Annotated in this window: 16 protein-coding genes; 10 read left to right on the plus strand and 6 right to left on the minus strand. The window is 39.3% G+C overall.

What is annotated here, in order from left to right; translation table 11 throughout:
• Positions 1-59: 59 nt before the first annotated feature.
• Complete coding sequence (locus BMZ99_RS17855) at positions 60-635, minus strand: biotin transporter BioY (protein ID WP_090940488.1); 576 nt, start codon at positions 633-635, stop codon at positions 60-62.
• 395 nt (positions 636-1030) lie between these two features.
• Here BMZ99_RS17855 and BMZ99_RS27105 point away from each other — a divergent pair, with 395 nt between their 5' ends.
• The 6 genes from BMZ99_RS27105 to BMZ99_RS17885 all read left to right on the plus strand — a co-directional run bounded on the left by BMZ99_RS27105 (position 1031) and on the right by BMZ99_RS17885 (position 5783).
• Positions 1031-1186: a hypothetical protein gene (locus BMZ99_RS27105; RefSeq protein WP_245755041.1), complete on the plus strand. Its 156-nt coding sequence runs from the start codon at positions 1031-1033 to the stop codon at positions 1184-1186.
• A 108-nt stretch (positions 1187-1294) separates the two neighbouring features.
• Complete coding sequence (gene mobB, locus BMZ99_RS17865) at positions 1295-1768, plus strand: molybdopterin-guanine dinucleotide biosynthesis protein B (RefSeq protein ID WP_090940493.1); 474 nt, start codon at positions 1295-1297, stop codon at positions 1766-1768.
• Positions 1769-1843: 75 nt separating this feature from the next.
• Positions 1844-2335, plus strand: a complete 492-nt coding sequence (gene moaC, locus BMZ99_RS17870) for a cyclic pyranopterin monophosphate synthase MoaC (RefSeq protein ID WP_090940495.1) — start codon at positions 1844-1846, stop codon at positions 2333-2335.
• A complete protein-coding gene (locus tag BMZ99_RS17875; RefSeq protein WP_090940499.1) occupies positions 2320-3267 on the plus strand; it encodes an MOSC domain-containing protein in 948 nt (315 codons plus the stop codon). Before moaC ends, BMZ99_RS17875 begins: the two co-directional genes overlap by 16 nt.
• Before the next feature lie 39 nt (positions 3268-3306).
• Positions 3307-5319 carry a molybdopterin-dependent oxidoreductase gene (locus BMZ99_RS17880; protein ID WP_090940502.1) on the plus strand — a complete coding sequence of 671 codons (2013 nt, stop codon included), beginning with the start codon at positions 3307-3309 and terminating at the stop codon, positions 5317-5319.
• 173 nt (positions 5320-5492) lie between these two features.
• Positions 5493-5783, plus strand: a complete 291-nt coding sequence (locus BMZ99_RS17885) for a hypothetical protein (RefSeq protein WP_090940506.1) — start codon at positions 5493-5495, stop codon at positions 5781-5783.
• On the opposite strand, the gene BMZ99_RS17890 is transcribed toward BMZ99_RS17885, so the two are convergent.
• From BMZ99_RS17890 to BMZ99_RS17900, 3 genes are read right to left on the minus strand one after another with little or no spacing between them, the layout of a single operon-like run.
• Positions 5784-7076, minus strand: a complete 1293-nt coding sequence (locus tag BMZ99_RS17890) for an aspartate aminotransferase family protein (RefSeq protein WP_090940509.1) — start codon at positions 7074-7076, stop codon at positions 5784-5786.
• A gap of 45 nt (positions 7077-7121) precedes the next feature.
• Positions 7122-9068, minus strand: a complete 1947-nt coding sequence (locus BMZ99_RS17895; protein ID WP_090940512.1) for a peptidase U32 family protein — start codon at positions 9066-9068, stop codon at positions 7122-7124.
• Positions 9069-9104: 36 nt separating this feature from the next.
• Positions 9105-9950: an ABC transporter substrate-binding protein gene (locus BMZ99_RS17900; protein ID WP_245755037.1), complete on the minus strand. Its 846-nt coding sequence runs from the start codon at positions 9948-9950 to the stop codon at positions 9105-9107.
• A 255-nt stretch (positions 9951-10205) separates the two neighbouring features.
• Between BMZ99_RS17900 and BMZ99_RS17905 the strand changes: the two genes are divergently transcribed.
• Positions 10206-13634, plus strand: coding sequence for a DNA polymerase III subunit alpha (locus BMZ99_RS17905; RefSeq protein ID WP_090940518.1), 3429 nt, complete (start codon positions 10206-10208; stop codon positions 13632-13634).
• 34 nt (positions 13635-13668) lie between these two features.
• On the opposite strand, the gene BMZ99_RS17910 is transcribed toward BMZ99_RS17905, so the two are convergent.
• Positions 13669-14247, minus strand: coding sequence for a YdcF family protein (locus tag BMZ99_RS17910; protein ID WP_090940521.1), 579 nt, complete (start codon positions 14245-14247; stop codon positions 13669-13671).
• Positions 14248-14488: 241 nt separating this feature from the next.
• Here BMZ99_RS17910 and BMZ99_RS17915 point away from each other — a divergent pair, with 241 nt between their 5' ends.
• The 3 genes from BMZ99_RS17915 to BMZ99_RS17925 all read left to right on the plus strand — a co-directional run bounded on the left by BMZ99_RS17915 (position 14489) and on the right by BMZ99_RS17925 (position 17965).
• Positions 14489-14689 carry a hypothetical protein gene (locus BMZ99_RS17915; protein WP_090940524.1) on the plus strand — a complete coding sequence of 67 codons (201 nt, stop codon included), beginning with the start codon at positions 14489-14491 and terminating at the stop codon, positions 14687-14689.
• 44 nt (positions 14690-14733) lie between these two features.
• Positions 14734-16488, plus strand: a complete 1755-nt coding sequence (gene pyk, locus BMZ99_RS17920) for a pyruvate kinase (RefSeq protein ID WP_175490605.1) — start codon at positions 14734-14736, stop codon at positions 16486-16488.
• A 115-nt stretch (positions 16489-16603) separates the two neighbouring features.
• A complete protein-coding gene (locus BMZ99_RS17925; protein ID WP_090940527.1) occupies positions 16604-17965 on the plus strand; it encodes a hypothetical protein in 1362 nt (453 codons plus the stop codon).
• A gap of 23 nt (positions 17966-17988) precedes the next feature.
• Here the strand turns inward: BMZ99_RS17925 and BMZ99_RS17930 are convergent, their stop codons facing one another.
• A complete protein-coding gene (locus BMZ99_RS17930; protein WP_245755038.1) occupies positions 17989-19107 on the minus strand; it encodes an acyltransferase in 1119 nt (372 codons plus the stop codon).
• Positions 19108-19269 lie beyond the last annotated feature (162 nt).

A 19269-nucleotide genomic window follows, 5' to 3' on the forward strand; every position in this document is an offset into this window, starting at 1 on the left:
ATGGCAGGGAATATAAATAACCTGCCATTTTTTTATTTAATTAAAAAATATCGTAAATTTTATTTTGATTTATACGTTGATAGTAAATAACCGCTTTTCCTAAGGATCGGTATAATACGAATGGAAGTAAGTGTGATTAAAATACTCAAGATTAAGTCAGAAGTAATATAAGGAAGAAGACCTGCTCCAATAGCAGCTTGTAGTGTCATTTGCCTATGCAAGTAAAAATTTACAATGAGATATAAATATCCTACACCGCAAGTATAAACAAAGAATAGTCCTAAAAGAACTGCACTATAGACTCTGATGAAGGTAATTGTAGAACAAGATTGAACCAGCTGACCGACGATATAAGAACAGCCTATAAAACCTAATAAATAACCAAATGTTGGCTGTAGTACATAAGCTGGGCCGCCGCCGCTGGCAAAGACGGGGATGCCGATTAGACCAAGTCCAACATAGAGGATTTGGGAATAGAATCCTTTTCTTCCCCCCAAAAATATACCGGAATAGGCGCAAAATAAATATTGCAAAGTGAAAGGAACAAGAGGAGTCGGAATTTTTATAAATGCACCTACGGCAGTTAATGACGCAAAAATAGAAATTAAGATCATTTCTCTAAGTGTTAATTTCATGGTCTTTTCCTCCAGTAATATGAAATCTTTATATAAGTGTAAATAATTTTCTTTAGAATGTAAACCTTTTTAAAAGTAATAGTTAACAATAAAGAGCTTTCTAGCATAGTGATTCTGAGTTTTCAGAGCTCTTAGGCTTTACTTTTAAATAGAAACTGTGCTAAATTGGTAAGTGAAAATAAACATTGGGTTTTATAAAGATAGGGCACAAAGAATAATTTTTCTGGAACTGTTACATAAATATCAAGATGTATCATATAAAATACAGGAGCTGCGGCTATGTCGGTGTTGATAGGAATCAAAAAGGCGTAAAATGCTTCCAGAAATGAGTAATCACTCGCTTATCAATATATCGATTTCCGCAGGCACAGGGATCAATTGGTTTTATTGTTCCGATCTCCCAACACTTTTGTAGTTCTTGCAATCGAATTCGTCTTACTCCTGATGGCAATCTTAAACCCTGCTTGTTGTCGGATCAGGAATATTCCTTACGAGAGAGACTGTGTGCAGGAATGACTGACCAGAACTTATTGAATATGTTAAGGCAGTGATTCAGAATAAACCTAAGGAATATGACTTAAGAAAAGAGCGTAAAGGTAAAATAGTTATGCATCGTATTAAGGCTGAATAAAAGTAATAGCGGAAAGAAGGAAAGCGATATGATACCCATTATCTCCTTTGTAGGTTATTCCAATAGCGGCAAAACGACGCTTTTGACAAAGGTTATTCGTGAATTGAAAAATCGTGGTTATCGTATTGCAGTGATTAAACACGATGGGCATGATTTTGAAATAGATCATACTGGGACGGATACATGGAAACACCGCCAAGCAGGTGCTGATGTTGTATGCATTGCATCCGCACGTCAAGTCGCAACCGTTCAGACTCTTGCCCAACCGCTTGGTCTGGATGATATCATCCAAGGGATCAGTAATGTTGATTTAATTTTGACAGAGGGTTTTAAGCAAGAAGAAAAACCACAAATAGAGGTACATCGGCAGGGAATAGAATATATTGGTCTAAATAAGAACCGAATTGCCTTAGTAGCAGAACAGCAGGTTTATACAGGTGTTCCCTACTTTAAGCTGGAAGAAGTAAAAGAGGTTGCTGATTTTTTAGAAAATAGAATTTAATTATCAAATCTACAGATGTAATTAATTTCAATGTTTCGATCGTTCATTTACAAAAGGAAGGACTTGTACATAATTATGGCAGAATTCACTCACTTTAATAGCAAAGGCGAAAGCCATATGGTTGATGTCAGTGCTAAAGATATAACGCAAAGACAAGCAGTCGCTCGTGGACAAATTTTTATGGAAAAAGAAACACTAGATAAAATATACGAAAGTCAAATTGCCAAAGGAAATGTATTAGAAGTAGCACGTTTAGCTGGTATCATGGCAGCAAAGCAGACTCAGCATCTCATACCTCTTTGTCACCCTCTATTGATTAGTTCGGTTGAGATATGTTTTGTCAGAGAGCAGCGATCTATCATGATAGAAGCTGCTGTCAGGGTAAGCGGGCAAACAGGCGTAGAGATGGAAGCCATGACAGCCGTTAGCGTTGCTGCTCTGACTGTGTACGATATGTGTAAGGCAATTGATCGCTCTATGGTGATATCAAACATTTGTTTAATGAAAAAAGAAGGCGGTAAGAGTGGTTTGTTTGAGAGGGAGGATGATTTATGTCTGCCAAAATAACTGCTGTTTGTATCAGCAAGGAAAAAGGCGTTCGCAAAGAAAATATAGGTGAGGCCTGTTTAATAGCAAATTGGGGAATGGAAGGCGATGCTCACGCAGGAAAATGGCATCGGCAGATCAGCTTGCTTAGTGTAGATAGTATTGAAAAAATGAAAGACATCGGCAGAAAGAAAGGTTTGGAGCTCGTTCCGGGAGATTTCGCTGAAAATCTCACAACTGAAGGCTTGGAGCTTTTTAAACTTCCTGTTGGAACTTATTTGAAGACGGGAGAAAGCATACTGGAAGTAACTCAAATTGGCAAGAGCTGTCATCATCATTGCGAGATTTTTAAGCAGGTTGGTCAATGCGTTATGCCGAAAGAGGGCATTTTCACCCGCGTGTTAGTTGGTGGCAGGGTAAAAGCAGGGGATGGGATTGAGATCTGGCAGGGTATACCAGTAGGTATTATTACGGCTAGTGACAAAGGAGCAATTGGGGAAAGAGAAGATACCAGTGCCAAAGAAATTGAAAAACTTGTACCGCATATAAAAGGGCAGGTAATTGACTATCGCATACTTCCTGATGACCAGGATGTATTAGTGGAAGCAATGACAGAAATGGTAGATCAACTTGGTGTAGGACTTTTGCTTACTACAGGAGGGACTGGATTTTCACCAAGGGACGTAACCCCAGAAGCTACGTTACGTGTTATTGAAAAGGCTGTTCCTGGTTTGCCAGAAGCCATGAGGCGAGAGAGCGCTGCGATATCTCCAAGAGCAATGCTAAGCCGTGCAGTAGCAGGTATTCGCGGCAAATGTTTGATTGTAAATTTGCCAGGTAGTCCTAAAGCAGTTCGGGAATGTTTGGAAATTATTTTGCCTGTATTGCCTCATGCTCTTGAAATTCTTCGAGGTATAGGCAGTGAGTGTGGAGCAGAAACGGACTGTAAGTAAGATAAATGGATAATTAAGTGTTCAATAGGAGGTTACGTAGTGAATCCTAAAATCGAAGTAAAGCGATCAGTTTGTCCCTATGACTGTCCTGATACCTGCGGGCTCATGGTGGAAACGTTGGAGGGGAAAGCTGTAAGAGTTACAGGAGATCCAGAACACCCTCATACGAGAGGAACTTTGTGTTCCAAAATGAATCATTATGAGAAAACGGTGCATTCTTCACAGCGGTTAACGAAACCATTATTGCGGACTGGTCCAAAAGGTGCAGGAGAATTTAAAGAAGTTTCCTGGGAAGAGGCAATTTTTCATATTAAAGAACGCTGGCAAGCGATTATTGCTGAGTATGGTGCACAGGCAATATTGCCTTACTCTTATGCAGGAACAATGGGCATAGTGCAGCGTAATATTGGTGAGGCTTTTTTTCATCGTTTAGGAGCAGCTCGTTTAGAACGGACAATTTGTTCTTCTGCTAAGGGATATGGCTGGTCAGCGGTTATGGGATCGAGTCTAGCGCCTCATCCTAAAGAAGTGTCAGCAAGTGATTTAATTATTCTTTGGGGGACGAACATTCTGGCGACAAATATTCATTTGTTGCATCAAATACGAGAGGCCAAGAAAGCAGGAGCAGTGGTTTGGTTGATTGAGACCTATCAATCATCAGCGGCTCAATTTGCTGATAAGGTAATCATAATGCGACCTGGCAGCGATGGTGCCTTGGCTTTAGGTATGATGCGTGTCTTAGTTGACAAGAAGTTAATAGATGAAGAGTTTGTTGCTCAATATGTACAAGGCTTTGAGGCCTTCGAGAAAGAATCTTTGCCAGAATATTCATTAGATGCAGTAAGTAAAATTACCGGAATTGATGCTGATAGTGTCGAGGAGATAGGGATTCTATATGGAAAGGCACGGGCTCCTTTTATTGTTATGGGCAGCGGTCTATCACGTTATGGTAATGGCGCGATGACAGTCCGTGCCATTACATGTCTTCCAGCTCTTGTGGGAGCTTGGGCAAAAGTGGGGGGAGGGCTATTAGCAAGTATTGGCACAGGAAGTGCTTTTGCAATGGATTCGATAATTCGGGAGGACTTTATGCAAGAACCCACCCGAATTATAAACATGAACCAACTAGGCCATGCTTTGCAGCAAATCGATAATCCTCCTATTATGAGTATGTATGTATATCACTCTAATCCAGCTATTGTTGCGCCGGATCAGAATGCTGTAGTGAAAGGACTTTTGCGGGAAGATTTGTTTACGATTGTTCATGAACGTTTCATGACTGATACAGCTCGCTTTGCAGATCTGGTACTGCCAGCTACCAGTTCTTTGGAACACTCTGATATCTATCGCTCTTATGGGCATTATTGTGTTCAACGGGCATATCCGGTGATTCCACCAGTAGGAGAGGCAAAATCCAATTGGGATGTTTTCAGGTTATTAGCAAGTGCTATGGGATTTGAGGAATCTTTCTTTGAGCAAACAACTGATGAAATCATTCAGCTGCTGCTAGAATTCCCTAAGCCATGGCTGGCACAAATTGATATGAATAAGGTGCAGGAAGGAAGGGCCGTAGAATTGCAGCTGCCGCCTGACTACAAAATGGTATTTAAAACTCCATCAGGAAAAATTGAAATTTTTAACCCGCGTGAAACAGAGACTCTTCCTGTATATAAACCATCTCATGGGGATGATGCACCTTTTTGGCTCATGAATGCCCCAGGTTTATACTCGCTGAATTCCTCTTTTAATGAACGGTCTGATCTTTTGGAAAAAAGAAAAGCGATGTACTTGATGATGAATCCCGATGATGCTAAGAAGAAAGGATTTAAAAATGGACAGGAAGTTATTGCTTTTAATGAGCGAGGCGAAGTTGTATTTATTCTTACAATAGCCTCTGAAGTTCCAAGTGGTGTTGTTGTAACTGAAGGGATCTTCTGGATCAAAAATACTCCGGGGCAAAGTTCAGTGAACGCATTAACATCTCAGCGGCTTACGGATCGTGGAGCAGCGAGTACGTTTTATGATACAAAGGTCGATGTTCGTTCAAAATAATTGAAAAATCAACATACTATAATTCAATCCTGCCACTAGCTGTATTATGGCAGGATTGATTCAATATTTGTACATAAAATCTAAGATTTTGGTAATAGTTAATGATAAGTTAGAATAAATTAAACTAGCACACTTATTTACAGGCAAATTGAACTAAGTAAGGAGTGACTGTTATGAGAACTTTGTTTAAAGAAAAGATTGGTAAATTTGGATCTTTAATAAGCATCTTAGCGTTAATGACAATGTTGACGCTATTTTCCCTCTTTATACCTGAACTGATAACATCAGCAGCGGGACGAGTCTTTGTCGGTTTGTGGGCAATGATAGCAATCGTAGCTTTTATTGCTCATGCAAGAACAATAAAAGCAGTGAAACGGCGCCCATCACAATTACAAGTTATGCTAAAAAAAGAAGAGCATACCCATAAACGGATACGCCCGGAACGCTTAATGCGTGGATTGTAATTATATCTTTATAGAGGAGAGAACATCATCTAAATTATTTAGCAGCCGATGAAGATCTTCAGTGGTAATCACCAGCGGTGGTTGAAATGCCAAGACATTACGGTTAGGGCCATTCTTACCGACTAAAATACCGCGATTTTTCATTTCTTCCAAAATTAAATCAGTTTCTTTAATTGCGGGTGTTTTATCGCTATATACTAATTCCACTCCAATCATAAGTCCTAAACCGCGTACATCTCCGATAATAGGATGTTTTTGCTGTAGGACAGTAAGTCCATCCTTTAAGATCTTGCCGAGTACAGCGGCTTTGCCAGGGAGATCATGCTTGGTAAGATAATTCAGCGTTGCTAGGCTTGCAGCGGCTGTTACGGGATTTCCGCCTAAAGTAGATGCGCCAGGACGAGTATAGACATCTGCAATTTCGGCTCTGGCAGTGAAGGCTCCAACAGGTGTACCATTGGCAAGTGCTTTTGCCATTGTCATGATATCCGCTTCTACATCGTATTGTTCCATGGCAAAGAATGTACCTGTACGACCAAAACCAGTCTGAACTTCATCAGCGATTAATAAAATACCATAGGCATCCAGAATTGATTTGACGCGTTTAAAATAATCCAATGGTGGAGTAATCATACCGCCGTTGCCTTGAATCGGTTCGACAAACATGGCAGCCACTTTTCCAGAAGTGGCTGTTTTTATTATTGTTTCAATCTCATTTGCACAGGCTAGATCGCATTCAGGATATTTTTTGTCGAAAGGACAGCGGTAACAATAAGCATTAGGGGCGAAGGTGATGCCGCCAACAGGAGTGTTGTCAGTGCGCCACATACTAAGACCAGTAAGGCTCATCCCTAATTTAGTGCGCCCATGCAGCCCTTGCCGTAAACTGATGAATTCAGAACTTCCTGTGTATAAAGAGGCTAACAAAGCAGCGCCTTCATTAGCTTCACTGCCGCTAGAACAAAAAAAAGTTTTCTGTAATCTTCCAGGGGTGAGCTGGGCTAATTGTTCCGCTAGATTTACAATGTTTTCTGTTAAATAAATCGTACAAGTATGCTGCAATGTGTTTACTTGGTCACAGATCGCTTTGGTAATTTCAGGATTGCAGTGACCGCAGTTAACAACGGATACACCAGCGAAACAATCTAGATATTCTTTGCCGGTGGAATCATATAAATATTGCATTTTACCTCGGACTAATTGCATGGGTTGATTATAAAAGTGATATGCGCAGGGAATCAAATATTCCCGCTTTTTACGTAAAATTTCTTCAGGACCAATGTAGTGATTCAAAATAATCTCACCTTTCGGTTTTTTATAGAACAAGAAATATTAAATTTACTTGGACAAGCGATAGCGGAAAGTGCCAATACCTAATTCTCTAGGACTTGCTGCTGCAATTCTTTCTAGCTGGCCTGCATCGAAGTGATAGGCTGATTGCTCGGCGACGATTTTATCAAGTTCTTCACGATAAATTTTTGTAACCAGTCCAACAAGTTCCGGAGTATAATATTGACCTTCAATGCGATAATTCTGTACAGTCCTTAAGGAGTACAAATGGGGTAATAAACATAAGTCTTTAGCAAAGAGAAGGTTGCTGCGTCCATATTGATCTACCATAATAGGATGCTGCTGGCCTGCTGTATCCAGCAAAGCGTATCGAGTTGTATCCAGTGCCGGATCATAGTCGCTTTGATACTGGTTAGTAAGTACAGCTTCTGGTATGGAATGATCGGTAATCATTGCTGGCAATGAACCATGAACAATGAATTCTAAAGGAAGGGGACTATTCTCAACCAATTGCATGATTTGTTCATAAGTGGCTTCGAGAGAAATCGTGGCTTTTTTCACATTGTTATTTTTTAACAACTGTGCTGTTACATGGTTGAAGACATTAAAAGAAAACTCAGCTTGTAGTGGAAGAGTAGAATGTTGCTGGGCCAAAGTCAAGGCACCTAAATTTCCGACCATTAAGCCATGGGGATTTATTTTTGGAAGGGAACTGAAAAATTGTTCTAATTCACCACATTCTCGTTCCATCGTAATGCGAGGTGTCGTAATAATAACTTTTGCATCATATTTGCCAGCTTCTTCTACAGCTTGTACCATTGTCTGGAGCGTCCACGGAATACCAGGTTTTGCGACTTCGCCACCGATATAGATCGTATTAGCACCATTTTGGCAAGCGGCAATCAGGGAAGCTAGATCAGCAACGTGAACACTTAATGTAGGATCAAAGGGCTTGTTTGTTGGATTTGGATGTGATCGTTTGGCAAGGGTTGCCATATCCGCTTCTCGTACTGCCTGACTGAAGAAACGTGGTTCACGTTTACCACTATAACCAATAGCTGTTGCTCCAGGATTGCCTAAGGCATAGCAAGTGGAAAAGTCTCGGGAGCGAGTGTTCTGTAAGTTTTCCCAGTCTTGTAAATCAGGTGTGTATCCCATTGGATCTGCAATATAACGATCAATGGCTTTACGGTATGTTTTAACAATGCCACTCACAAAATCCGCAGTACGCATGCGCCCTTCAATTTTGAAAGAGGTTACACCTGCTTGGATCAGTTCAGGCAGCTTCATATATAAGCACATATCTTTCATGGCTAATTTGTAAGGGCCAGGGGCCTGATCGTCGATAGGAAGACCCGTTGCTGCATCTACTAATTGATACGGCCAACGGCACGGTTTTAGACAGCGGCCCCGATTGGAACTTTGTCCAAAAACAACTCCTGATTGTACACATTGACCACTATGGGAAATGCACATATCACCATGAATAAAATACTCTACTTCAATACCAGTACGTTCTTTTAGTAGACTAAGCTGAGATAAGGACATTTCGCGGTTGACGACGACGCGGCTGATTCCATAGCCTTGTAATGCACGTACGGCATGCTCGTTATGAGTATTCATCATAATGGAAGCATGCAAAGGAACGCTCAGATTAATTTCACGAGCCAATTGTAAAATAGACAAATCTTGTACAATGAGTGCGTCTGGTTTTAATTCATCAAGAAGTTTGAGGTAGGAGCGCATATTATCAAGCTCACGATCACTGATTAGGTTGTTGACAGTGACATGTAAGGCGACATTGTGACGGTGAGCGTATTCAATTGCTTTGCCAAGGGTAGCATCATCGAAATTGGCAGTTGTTTTAAACATACGCATATTAAAGCGCTTACCGCCTAAATATACAGCATTTGCTCCGGCTTCAATCGCGGCTTCTAATACATCCCATGTACCAACGGGAGCGAGTAATTCTACAGAATCTCGTGTTAATAACATTTTTTCATCTCCAGCAATTTAATTGTTAAGGGAATTTTATTCAAAGACTTCAGTGGCTTCTTCTTTCAAATCTTCAGAAAAAGATATCCCTAAATTTTCTGCAGTAAACTGATTCAGCCAAATTTCTGGTGCTTTTACAGTGTCGACAGGGATTTGGCTAGGACTAGCGCCCTTTAGAATTTGCATTGCTTTCACGGCACATTCTTTACCTAACTGATAGTGATTAGCTACTAAGCCAGCTAAGGCACCGTCAGGTACATTAGGGGCATGAGAAGCAATGATAGGAATTTCAAGGGTATCCGTATAATAAACGATAGTGGCAAAATTATCTTCAATGACTTTGCCAATTGGCAGAAATAAAGCTTCTAAATCACTGGGTAATAGATCCAGTAAATTAGATAAATCTTCTGCCTCTTTTATAGGAATTTCTATAAATTGTACTTTGGGATTATTTAATTTACGAAAGTTTGCTACTTCGACAATCGCATTAGAGTCCTCAGTATGATAAAGCACACCGATTTTTTGAATGGTAGGTAAGATACGCTCCATGAAGTTTAATTTATCGTCTGCTTTGACCATGCCTGCAACTCCAGTTGCTTTACCGCCGGGCTCTGCCATGCTAAGCACTAAGTTAGCACCGATAGGATCAAATACAGGTGTAAATACTACTGGGATATCCTGTGTAAGTTTTACAGCAGCCGAAGCTGCTGGTGTCGAGCAAGCAAAGATGAGATCTACTTTTTTTTCGGCTAATTGATTTGCTAATTTAGCAAGCTGATCTATATTGCCATCGGCATTAAAATAATGAAACTCGGCATGAATGCCGCGTTCTGTAAGTTCTGCTTTAAAGCCATGGACGGCATCATCTAAATTTTGCGTCAATTGCAGAATGCCTATAGTATACAATTCACAACACCTCTTTAAACATTTCTAACCTCTATATATTCAACTTATTTATAAAAATACCTGCGAAACATAACAAAAAAATATACTGGTCTTACACATAAAGACATCTGGCATTGACATTCATAAAGAATGAATTACATAGTGGTTCCGTTATTTCTTACGATAAAGTATAATAAAAAAGAACTTTTCTAATAGGAAGAAGAATTGTGTCATCAAAAGGATGTGAAATAGATGGAAAAACAACCGCAGCATTCTACTGCTAGGTCATTTGTGCATTTGCATGTACATACAGAATATAGCTTACTTGATGGCGCCAGCCGTATTGGAAGTTTGGTAAAACGAGCAAAGGAACTCAATATGCCAGCAATTGCGATTACCGATCACGGCACAATGTATGGCATCGTTGATTTTTATAAGCAAGCAAAAAAACAAGGTATTAAGCCCATCATTGGCTGTGAGGTTTATGTGGCTCCTCGTTCCCGGCGGGAAAGAAATATGGTAGAAGGGGAAGCTTACTATCATTTGGTACTATTGGCTGAAACCGATGAAGGATATCGTAATTTGATTGAGCTAGTATCGAGAGGAAATACTGAAGGTTTTTATTATAAACCTCGAGTTGATAAAGAATTGCTTAGCCATTATAGTAAGGGACTCATTTGTCTAAGTGCCTGCATTGCAGGGGAAATCCCTTCCTGGCTGTTAAAGGATAATATCACTGTTGCTGAGGCTTTAGTTCAAGAATATATTGACATCTTTGGAAAAGATCATTTTTTTCTTGAAATCCAAGATCATGGGATACCAGAACAGAAAAAGGTAAATCAGCTTTTGATCGAAATGTCTCGTAAATTTGACGTTGGTTTAGTCGCGACCAATGACTTGCATTATATTAACAAGCAGGATGCAGAATGTCATGATGTGCTGTTATGCATTCAAATGGGAAAAACCGTAGATGATACTGCTAGAATGAAATTTTTCAGTGATGAATTTTATTTGAAAGATTTTGATGAAATGGCGCAGCTATTTGGGGCGTACCCAGAAGCTCTTATTAATACTTGCCGTATTGCAGAACGTTGTAATGTGACCTTAGATTTTGGCAATTTATATTTGCCTGAATTTCCTGTACCAGGAGGTCTTACGGCAAATGACTATCTTGAAAAGTTGTGCCGGGATCGTTTGCAAGAGCGCTATAGTGAAGTTACACCAGCTATTGATGAACGTTTGGCATTTGAGCTAGGCGTTATTATGAAAATGGATTATTCAGGGTATTTTTTAATTGTTTGGGATTTTATTAATTATGCCAGACAACAAGAAATCCCCGTGGGACCAGGTCGTGGATCGGCTGCGGGTAGTATTGTTGCATACTTATTGGGAATCACTAATATTGATCCGATTGCTTACGGCTTGTTGTTTGAACGATTTTTGAATCCTGAGCGGGTTACTATGCCTGATATTGATATTGATTTTTGCTATGTGAATCGTGGCAGGATCATTGAATATGTATCAGATCGTTATGGTGCGGATCGGGTAGCCCAGATTATTACCTTTGGAACGATGGCTGCTAAAGGAGCTATTCGAGATGTAGGGCGAGCTTTAAATATGCCTTATGGAGAAGTCGATCGAATTGCGAAAATGGTACCAAATGAATTAGGGATTACTCTGCGGCGAGCTTTGGAAATCAGTTCGGATTTTCGCGCTGCTTATGAAAATGAGCCAGCGGTAGGAAAATTGTTAGACTTAGCTATGGCAGTTGAAGGACTGCCACGGCATGCTTCTACTCATGCTGCAGGGTTAGTGATTTCTAAAGAACCTTTGACTCATTATGTGCCGCTGCAAAATTCTGCCGAAGGTTTTTTAACAACGCAATATGATAAGGATAAAGTAGAAGAGCTTGGCTTATTAAAGATGGACTTGTTGGGGCTTCGAACACTAACTGTTATTGGTGATACGATTAAGCTTGTACAGAAAAGCCGGGGCATTAAGATTGATATTGATCATATTCCCTTAGATGATCCTAAAGTAAGTGCGATGCTGACCAATGGCGATACAGCAGGTGTCTTCCAACTAGAGTCAAGTGGTATTACTACTTTAGTGAAGGATTTAAGGCCTGAATGTTTTGCTGATTTAATACCCTTAGTGGCGCTTTATCGGCCAGGTCCATTAGGAAGCGGCATGGTAGAAGACTTTATCAATGGCCGGCATGGCAAAAAAACAGTTACGTATGTACATCCCTTATTAGAGCCAATTTTACGTGATACCTTCGGAGTTATTTTGTATCAGGAACAAGTTATGCAGATTGCTTCGGTGATGGCAGGTTTTTCTTTGGGGCAAGCGGATTTACTAAGACGAGCCATGGGGAAAAAGAAACACGATGTGTTAGATGCTCAACGGGAGAATTTTTTGCTGGGGGCTAGTGAACGAGGCATTGAACGGAAAATGGCAGGGGAAATTTTTGATTTGATGGCACACTTTGCTGATTATGGTTTTAATAAATCCCATAGTGCGGCTTATGCTTTGGTTGCCTATCAAACTGCTTATTTAAAAGCGAATTATCCTCAAGAATTTATGGCAGCTTTATTATCAAGCGTCATGGGAACCAATGAGAAAATTGGCTCTTATATTGAGACTTGTCGTCAAATGGGGATTGATGTACTGCCGCCTGATATCAATGCTAGTCAAAGTAGTTTTAGTGTAGATGGAAATGGGATACGTTTCGGTTTGGCAGCAGTAAAAAACGTTGGTGAGAATGCTATCCAGAATATGGTGGTTACTCGTGATGCCAATGGAAAATTTGAGTCGCTGGTAGATTTATGCACAAAAGTGGATATGCGCTTAATTAATAAACGGGTAATTGAAAGTTTAATTAAATGCGGTGCATTTGATTCATTGGGTGCAAAGCGTTCACAGCTGTTAGCAGTATTAGAACGAGCAATCGATATGGCTGCGGTTCGGCAGCGGGATAAGGTCAGCGGGCAGATTGGCTTGTTTGGTGAAGAGACTTTAAATGTTGCAGATGAGATTAATCTGCCGGATATACCTGAGATACCAAAAGAACAAATGCTGGTCTTGGAAAAAGAAATCACGGGGTTTTATGTAACGGGGCATCCATTAGATGCTTATCGAGAGAAGATGAACAGCTTCACACCGCTAATTGAGTTAATTACTGGTGAGTATGGTGATGGTAAAAGTATCAAAGTAGCAGGACTTATTATTAGTGCAAAGCGGATTACGACCAAGAATGGCGGAATGATGTGCTTTATTGCATTGGAGGATTTTACAGAGCAGATAGAAATTGTGATTTTTCCGAGAACCTTTGATAAATTCAATAAAATTTTATTACCAGATACACCTGTTCGGGTATCTGGCAGGTTGAGCATGAGTGAGGATAAGGCGAAAGTAATTGCTGAGGATATTCAATTGCTTGGTGATCCGCAAAACCTGGAAGTGCGGCTGAAAATTAGTAAAGTGCAAGAAAGTGGAGATATTTTTGACAAGTTAAAGCAAACCTTTAGGAAATTTCCTGGTTCTAGCGTTGTATTTTTACATCTGATTGATAGTCGGCGTGTAATAAAAACAGAGCAGCAATTTTGGATTAGGCCCACTCCCGAAGCGATAGAAGCATTAGAATCTATCATTGGCAAAGGGCAGGTAACAGTTGCATAACTGAAAGACACTTGGTTGTAAAACCAAGTGTCTTTCAGTTTCCTGTGAAAAATAGTACGGCGATAGCTGCTCCTTCCCGTACATATTGTTTTGCTGTGAGATAAGGGCTGCTGGCCATTGGTGCAGGACTGCCAGTAACTTGTATTCCAAGGTTTTGTGCTAATAGCAAAGAACGGCGCATGTGTGAGGCATTCGAGACGATAACAGCGGTTTTAAAATTATTTATCTGCATAATTTTATGGGAATTAGTTAAGTTTTGATAAGTATTAAAGGATTGATCTTCGAGAAAGATGTGTTCTTCTGGAATACCGTGAGTAAGAAGATATGATCTCATACTAGCAGCTTCACTGATACTTTCATCTGGTCCTTGTGCCCCACTGACAATAATGGCAGGGGCATAGCCAGCATTGTATAGCCTTATAGCTTCATCAAGTCGTAAACGTAACATGAGACTCGGATCTTGACCAAGTATTTTAGCTCCAAGGACAATGATAGTATCACTCTTTACTGGCTGAGTGAGGTAACCAATAGCAATAATGGGAATTTCAATCACCAAAATCAGTAGGAGAATAATATACAGCATGTAGGTGCGTAGTTTTTTAGAAAAGTTCATTGTGATCTCCTTTAGGATAACAATTGTTCCTATTATTATAATATGGCAGACAAGATATTACAAAGCTTCCTTAAATAATAGGCATTAGCTCTAAAGTCGATGAAGAAATTATATTTTTGTCATGCTTAAGAAAAATTAGCAGGAATACGCTCTAATATGGAGAAAGCATTGTATAGATTTTATTTTTAAAATAGGAATTATAAACAATTGCTAAAAAATGAAGAAAGTAGCAGGAGGAAATATGTGGACTGTAATATATATTGCAAAAAATAAAGCACAAGCTGACAAGTTAAAGAATCTGCTTTGTACAGAAGGAATTTTGGCGAATACTAGGCAGGCTGGAGTTGCATCTGTTGTCGGTGATGGTTTGTATGAGATATTAGTATTAGAATCAGAAGCCGATGAAGCCCATACTATTCTTTGTCAGCATGCAATAAAGTAATGATTCATAGATAATGAGCAATGGTAAAACAAGGGGTGTACAATATGATAAAAAAGACGAAAATTATCTGTACATTAGGGCCAAGTACTGATAAGCCAGGTATTTTGGAAAGTTTACTGGAAGCTGGCATGAATATAAGCCGGTTTAATTTCTCTCATGGATCTCACGAAGAGCAGGGGAAACGTATCGGAATGTTACGTACAGCCAGTAAACAATTGAAAAAGAATGTTGCATTGCTGCTAGATACGAAAGGACCGGAAATAAGGCTTGGTAAATTTGAAAACGGGAAGATTCAATTAAAAATAGGACAAGTATTTACTTTGACATCAAAAGAGATATTGGGAACTGTAGAGATGGCATCAGTAAATTACAAGTCATTACCGCAAGAAGTATCTGTAGGTAATTCAATTCTATTATCAGACGGATTAGTCAGTCTTCGTGTGGAGGATGTTATTGGGGATGAGATCATTACCACGGTGCAAAACAGTGGTGAAATTAGTGATCGTAAAAGAGTGGCGGTACCTGGTGTGAGTCTTAAGTTGCCTTTTTTGTCAGAAGAAGATAAATCGGATATTTTATTTGGCGTAAGCCAGGAAATGGATTTCATTGCTGCATCCTTTGTTCAGCGTGCAGCAGATATAATAGAGATTCGTAAATTATTAGAAGATGTGAACGGGCAGATGGAGATTATCGCCAAGATTGAAAGCGCTGAAGGCGTAAAAAACATTGATGAAATAATAAAAGTCGCTGATGGAGTCATGATAGCTAGAGGTGACTTAGGTATAGAAATTCCCGCCGAAGAAGTCCCAATTGTGCAAAAAATCTTAATTGAAAAATGTAATAAGGCAGGTAAGCCTGTTATTACCGCGACCCAAATGTTAGAATCAATGATAGTAAATCCTCGGCCGACAAGGGCAGAAGCTAGTGATATTGCAAATGCTATTTTAGATGGAACTGATTGTATCATGCTCAGTGGTGAAACAGCATCTGGATGTTATCCTGTTGAGACGTTGCAAACAATGGTGAAGATTGCTATTCGAACAGAGGAGTCCTTGAAATATAATACACTGTTATTGTCGAAGGGCATGACATTGCAAAATACAACTACCGATGCTATTAGTCATGCGACGGTGCAGATAGCCTATGAATTAAGTGCAGCTGCTATTATTACAGCGACAGAGCATGGGCATACAGCTCGTATGGTTTCAAAATATCGTCCTCAGGCAAATGTTATTGCTGTTTCGCCCCATGAGAAAACTCTACGCCGCATGATGCTATTTTGGGGGGTTCAACCTGTTTTAGGCGTAACTACAAAAAATTCAGATGACATGGTACAAAATGCTATTGCTAAATCTGTGAAAGAAGGTTTGGTGAGCGAAGGAGATTTAGTCATTGTAACTGCTGGTGTACCTGCAGGAATGTCTGGTACGACTAATATGATTCGCGTTCATGTTGTAGGACGTATCTTATTGCGAGGGGTTGGAATTGGTCAACGATCAGTATCCGGTAATATTTGCGTTGCACATTCATTTAGGGAAGTTAAAAGCAAGTTTCGACCGGGAGATATTTTAGTTGTAGCTGGCATTGATGAAGAAACCGCTGTTTATGCGTCTCAGGCAGCAGCCATTATTGCAGAGGAAGGCGGATTAACTTCTAATGCTGCTATTGTTGGCATTAGCGCTGGAATACCTACGATAATCGGGGTAGATGGTGCAGTGGAACGATTACACGATGGAATGGTGGTTACTGTTGATGGAGCAAGAGGTCTTATATACCAAGGAGAAATTAACGCTAGATAGAAAGCGAGCGATATGATATTTTTGAATATTGTCAGTGCTATAATTCGTAAGGCTCTTGTTGAAGTCGGATCTTGTGGAGCTCTAAAGAATCTGATATGAGCGGAGGGGGTTGCTATTGTTCTGGGTAGCATCGATAAGCAGTGTTTTAACGATACTATTAATTTGTTATTATTATCGAAAATGTAACTGGAAATATAAAATATTGATATTTCGTTTAAATACATTGATTCGCAGCTCCAGAAAGGATAAGAACGTAGCACGTCGATTATTAAAACAAGTGTATGTACTTTTACATAAAAGTATCACTAATAATGATGCTGCTATGGCTTACCAAGCAATTGATTTACTGAAATTGGCTTTTGGCTATGGAATAATGCGTCAGGATGAAGCAATGCGGCTAATGGCCATAAGTGTAGCAGCATTGAATCAGAAGCAGCCTGATGTGGCAAGTTTTATATTGGATGCATTTAGACCATTGATTCGTCAACTATCACCTGAAGCGATTCCTAGTGTAGCCGAACAATTAACGTTAATTGGTGTTATCGCGTTAAAACAAAGACAAAATTTTTTGGTTGCAAAAATAACAGAATGTATCTTTTTAATTATGGACAGGGGAGATGCAGCCAAAGATAAAAAAATAATTACTGCTGCGATTACATCCTTTAAGGTCTTGGGTGTTTTAAGCTTGCGGCGGCGTGATATTGCTTTGTTTAGAGAAATGTGTACGCGCTTATCGATTTGGCTTACTGCAAATCAACCGAATGAAGAACTTGCTGAAGACTTAGTGCGTTTGATAACAGCTTGGCTTCATCGCATTGTTGGAATCAATAGCATGAGATTGTTTGTGCTGATAGAAGAATTTACAGATGCTTTAGTTCAGTCAAAGATACTCGATAGCCAATTGGTATTATTATATGAAGAATGGGGTAATCTTGCAGCTACTGCTTGTTTAAATCCTAACAATTTGATGGCAGGAAAGATAATAAGATTTTTATTTTCTGTTGCTATATTAAGACAAAATTATTGCCAATGGGTAAAGGTAGTAGCGGTTGCGGGAAGAGTAATCAAGTTAGCTGTTTCTCGTCATGGAATTTTAGGATCTTTTATAGTATTTCATCCTATGCTGGATGTAGGAAGAGAGATATTATGGTCTGAGCTGAGATTTGTTCAGTGCATGGATGAATGCAAACACAAGATGTTATTTGCAGTAGTTAAAGAATCTCTGATCATTATTTCTTTTGCTGCCAAACAAGAGTTAGTTGGCTCTTCGGGGCAAACAATAGTAGATATTTTTAAGTGCTGGGTAGAAAATCCTGCTATGGCTGCAAATCATAAATCCATAAAAAAATATTGTCAGATGTTATTGCTTTTTTGGTTAAAGGATAAGAGACAAGTAAAAAAGAATCTGCCTTATACAAATGTGCTTACAGAGCCGATATTATTTACTGATAGCGAAAGACTGCGATTTAAGATGTAATAAGCAGAAAAATCCGGGTATAATTATACACCGGATTTTGGTTTTGATAATTTACTTCCTGTTAGTAAAAGACTGATAATGGGCAGAAAGATACTTGCTTTTTTTACAACAAGGGAGAAGGCAAGACTGAGAAAAGTTGTTGTTATATAAAATGCAATGGTGACAAGAGCAGTCATCATTAAGTTTTGTCCAGTGATGTAGTTGATAAGATAGTACATGACCAAAGGGTGGACAAGATAAACTACGTAGGAATGCTCACCAAACCTGGAAAGGATGTTATGGGCTCCAAGAGGAAGTTTTTCTTTGCTGAATATCATAAACAGAAAGAATGTAGTGGATAAGGTATAGAGAACTCCAATAGGGCTGAGTTGATGGGCGGTATTTACTGCGGCTTCTGGTGTGTAGTGCAGTCTAAAAAGCAAGTAATAATAGTAAGACAAGATTCCGGACAAAGTTAAATAAAAAAAGTTTTTGACAGTAGTTTGATGATTTTTGATCAATTCTTTGAAGTGTTCATATTTTACAGCACATACAGCTCCTAATAAGAAGATGAATAGATAATGGAAAATCCAGTAGCTTAGACGATGATAGATTAGTTTATTTATATAATGGTTACTGAAATCGGCATGCAATATATAGCTGGAATAATAGTTAAAGAGTATCTGCAATAATAAGATGATGCTCAGATTGCGGACAGGATGCTGGATGATGTAGGATACGATGATTCGCCATAAAGGCATAAGGGCATAAAACCATAATAAGATAATCAGAAAATAAAGCTGATAGGAAGCCAGTCCAAAGAAAGCAAACTCATAAAGAAGTGGAGGGTACCATATGCTGTTATCGCCACTTACAAAAGTATAATGAATCATATATATAATGGACCATACAAGATAGGGCACTAAAACGGTGCGCAATCGCCTGAAGAGAAAATCTTTGTAGTTAAATCTTGCCGTAAGGTTTTGTGTGAAAAATAAGCCAAAGGCTGAAGCAAAGAAAAAGATCGGAACACTAAAACGTGTTAAGATCTCTAATAAAGCAAACAAGTGGATGTTTACTTTGGGATTACTTAAGGAGTAGGCTCCAGTATGAATGCCAATTACTCCAAGCATGGATATGCCCCGAATATATTCAATTGCCATTATTTTTTTTTGAGACATAGTAAAAGTCCTTTCAGTTTAGATTTATGTAAAATTACCTTATTCGCAATGAAGCTACCATATTCCTGCTTGTCTGTTGTGAAGGAGCGGCAAGGGAGAAAAGAGCTTTTTATGCATATTAAAAATTTCTAGGAGGATTTAGTA

This window comes from Pelosinus propionicus DSM 13327 (assembly GCF_900114615.1).
In the GTDB taxonomy this organism is placed as follows: domain Bacteria; phylum Bacillota; class Negativicutes; order DSM-13327; family DSM-13327; genus Pelosinus; species Pelosinus propionicus.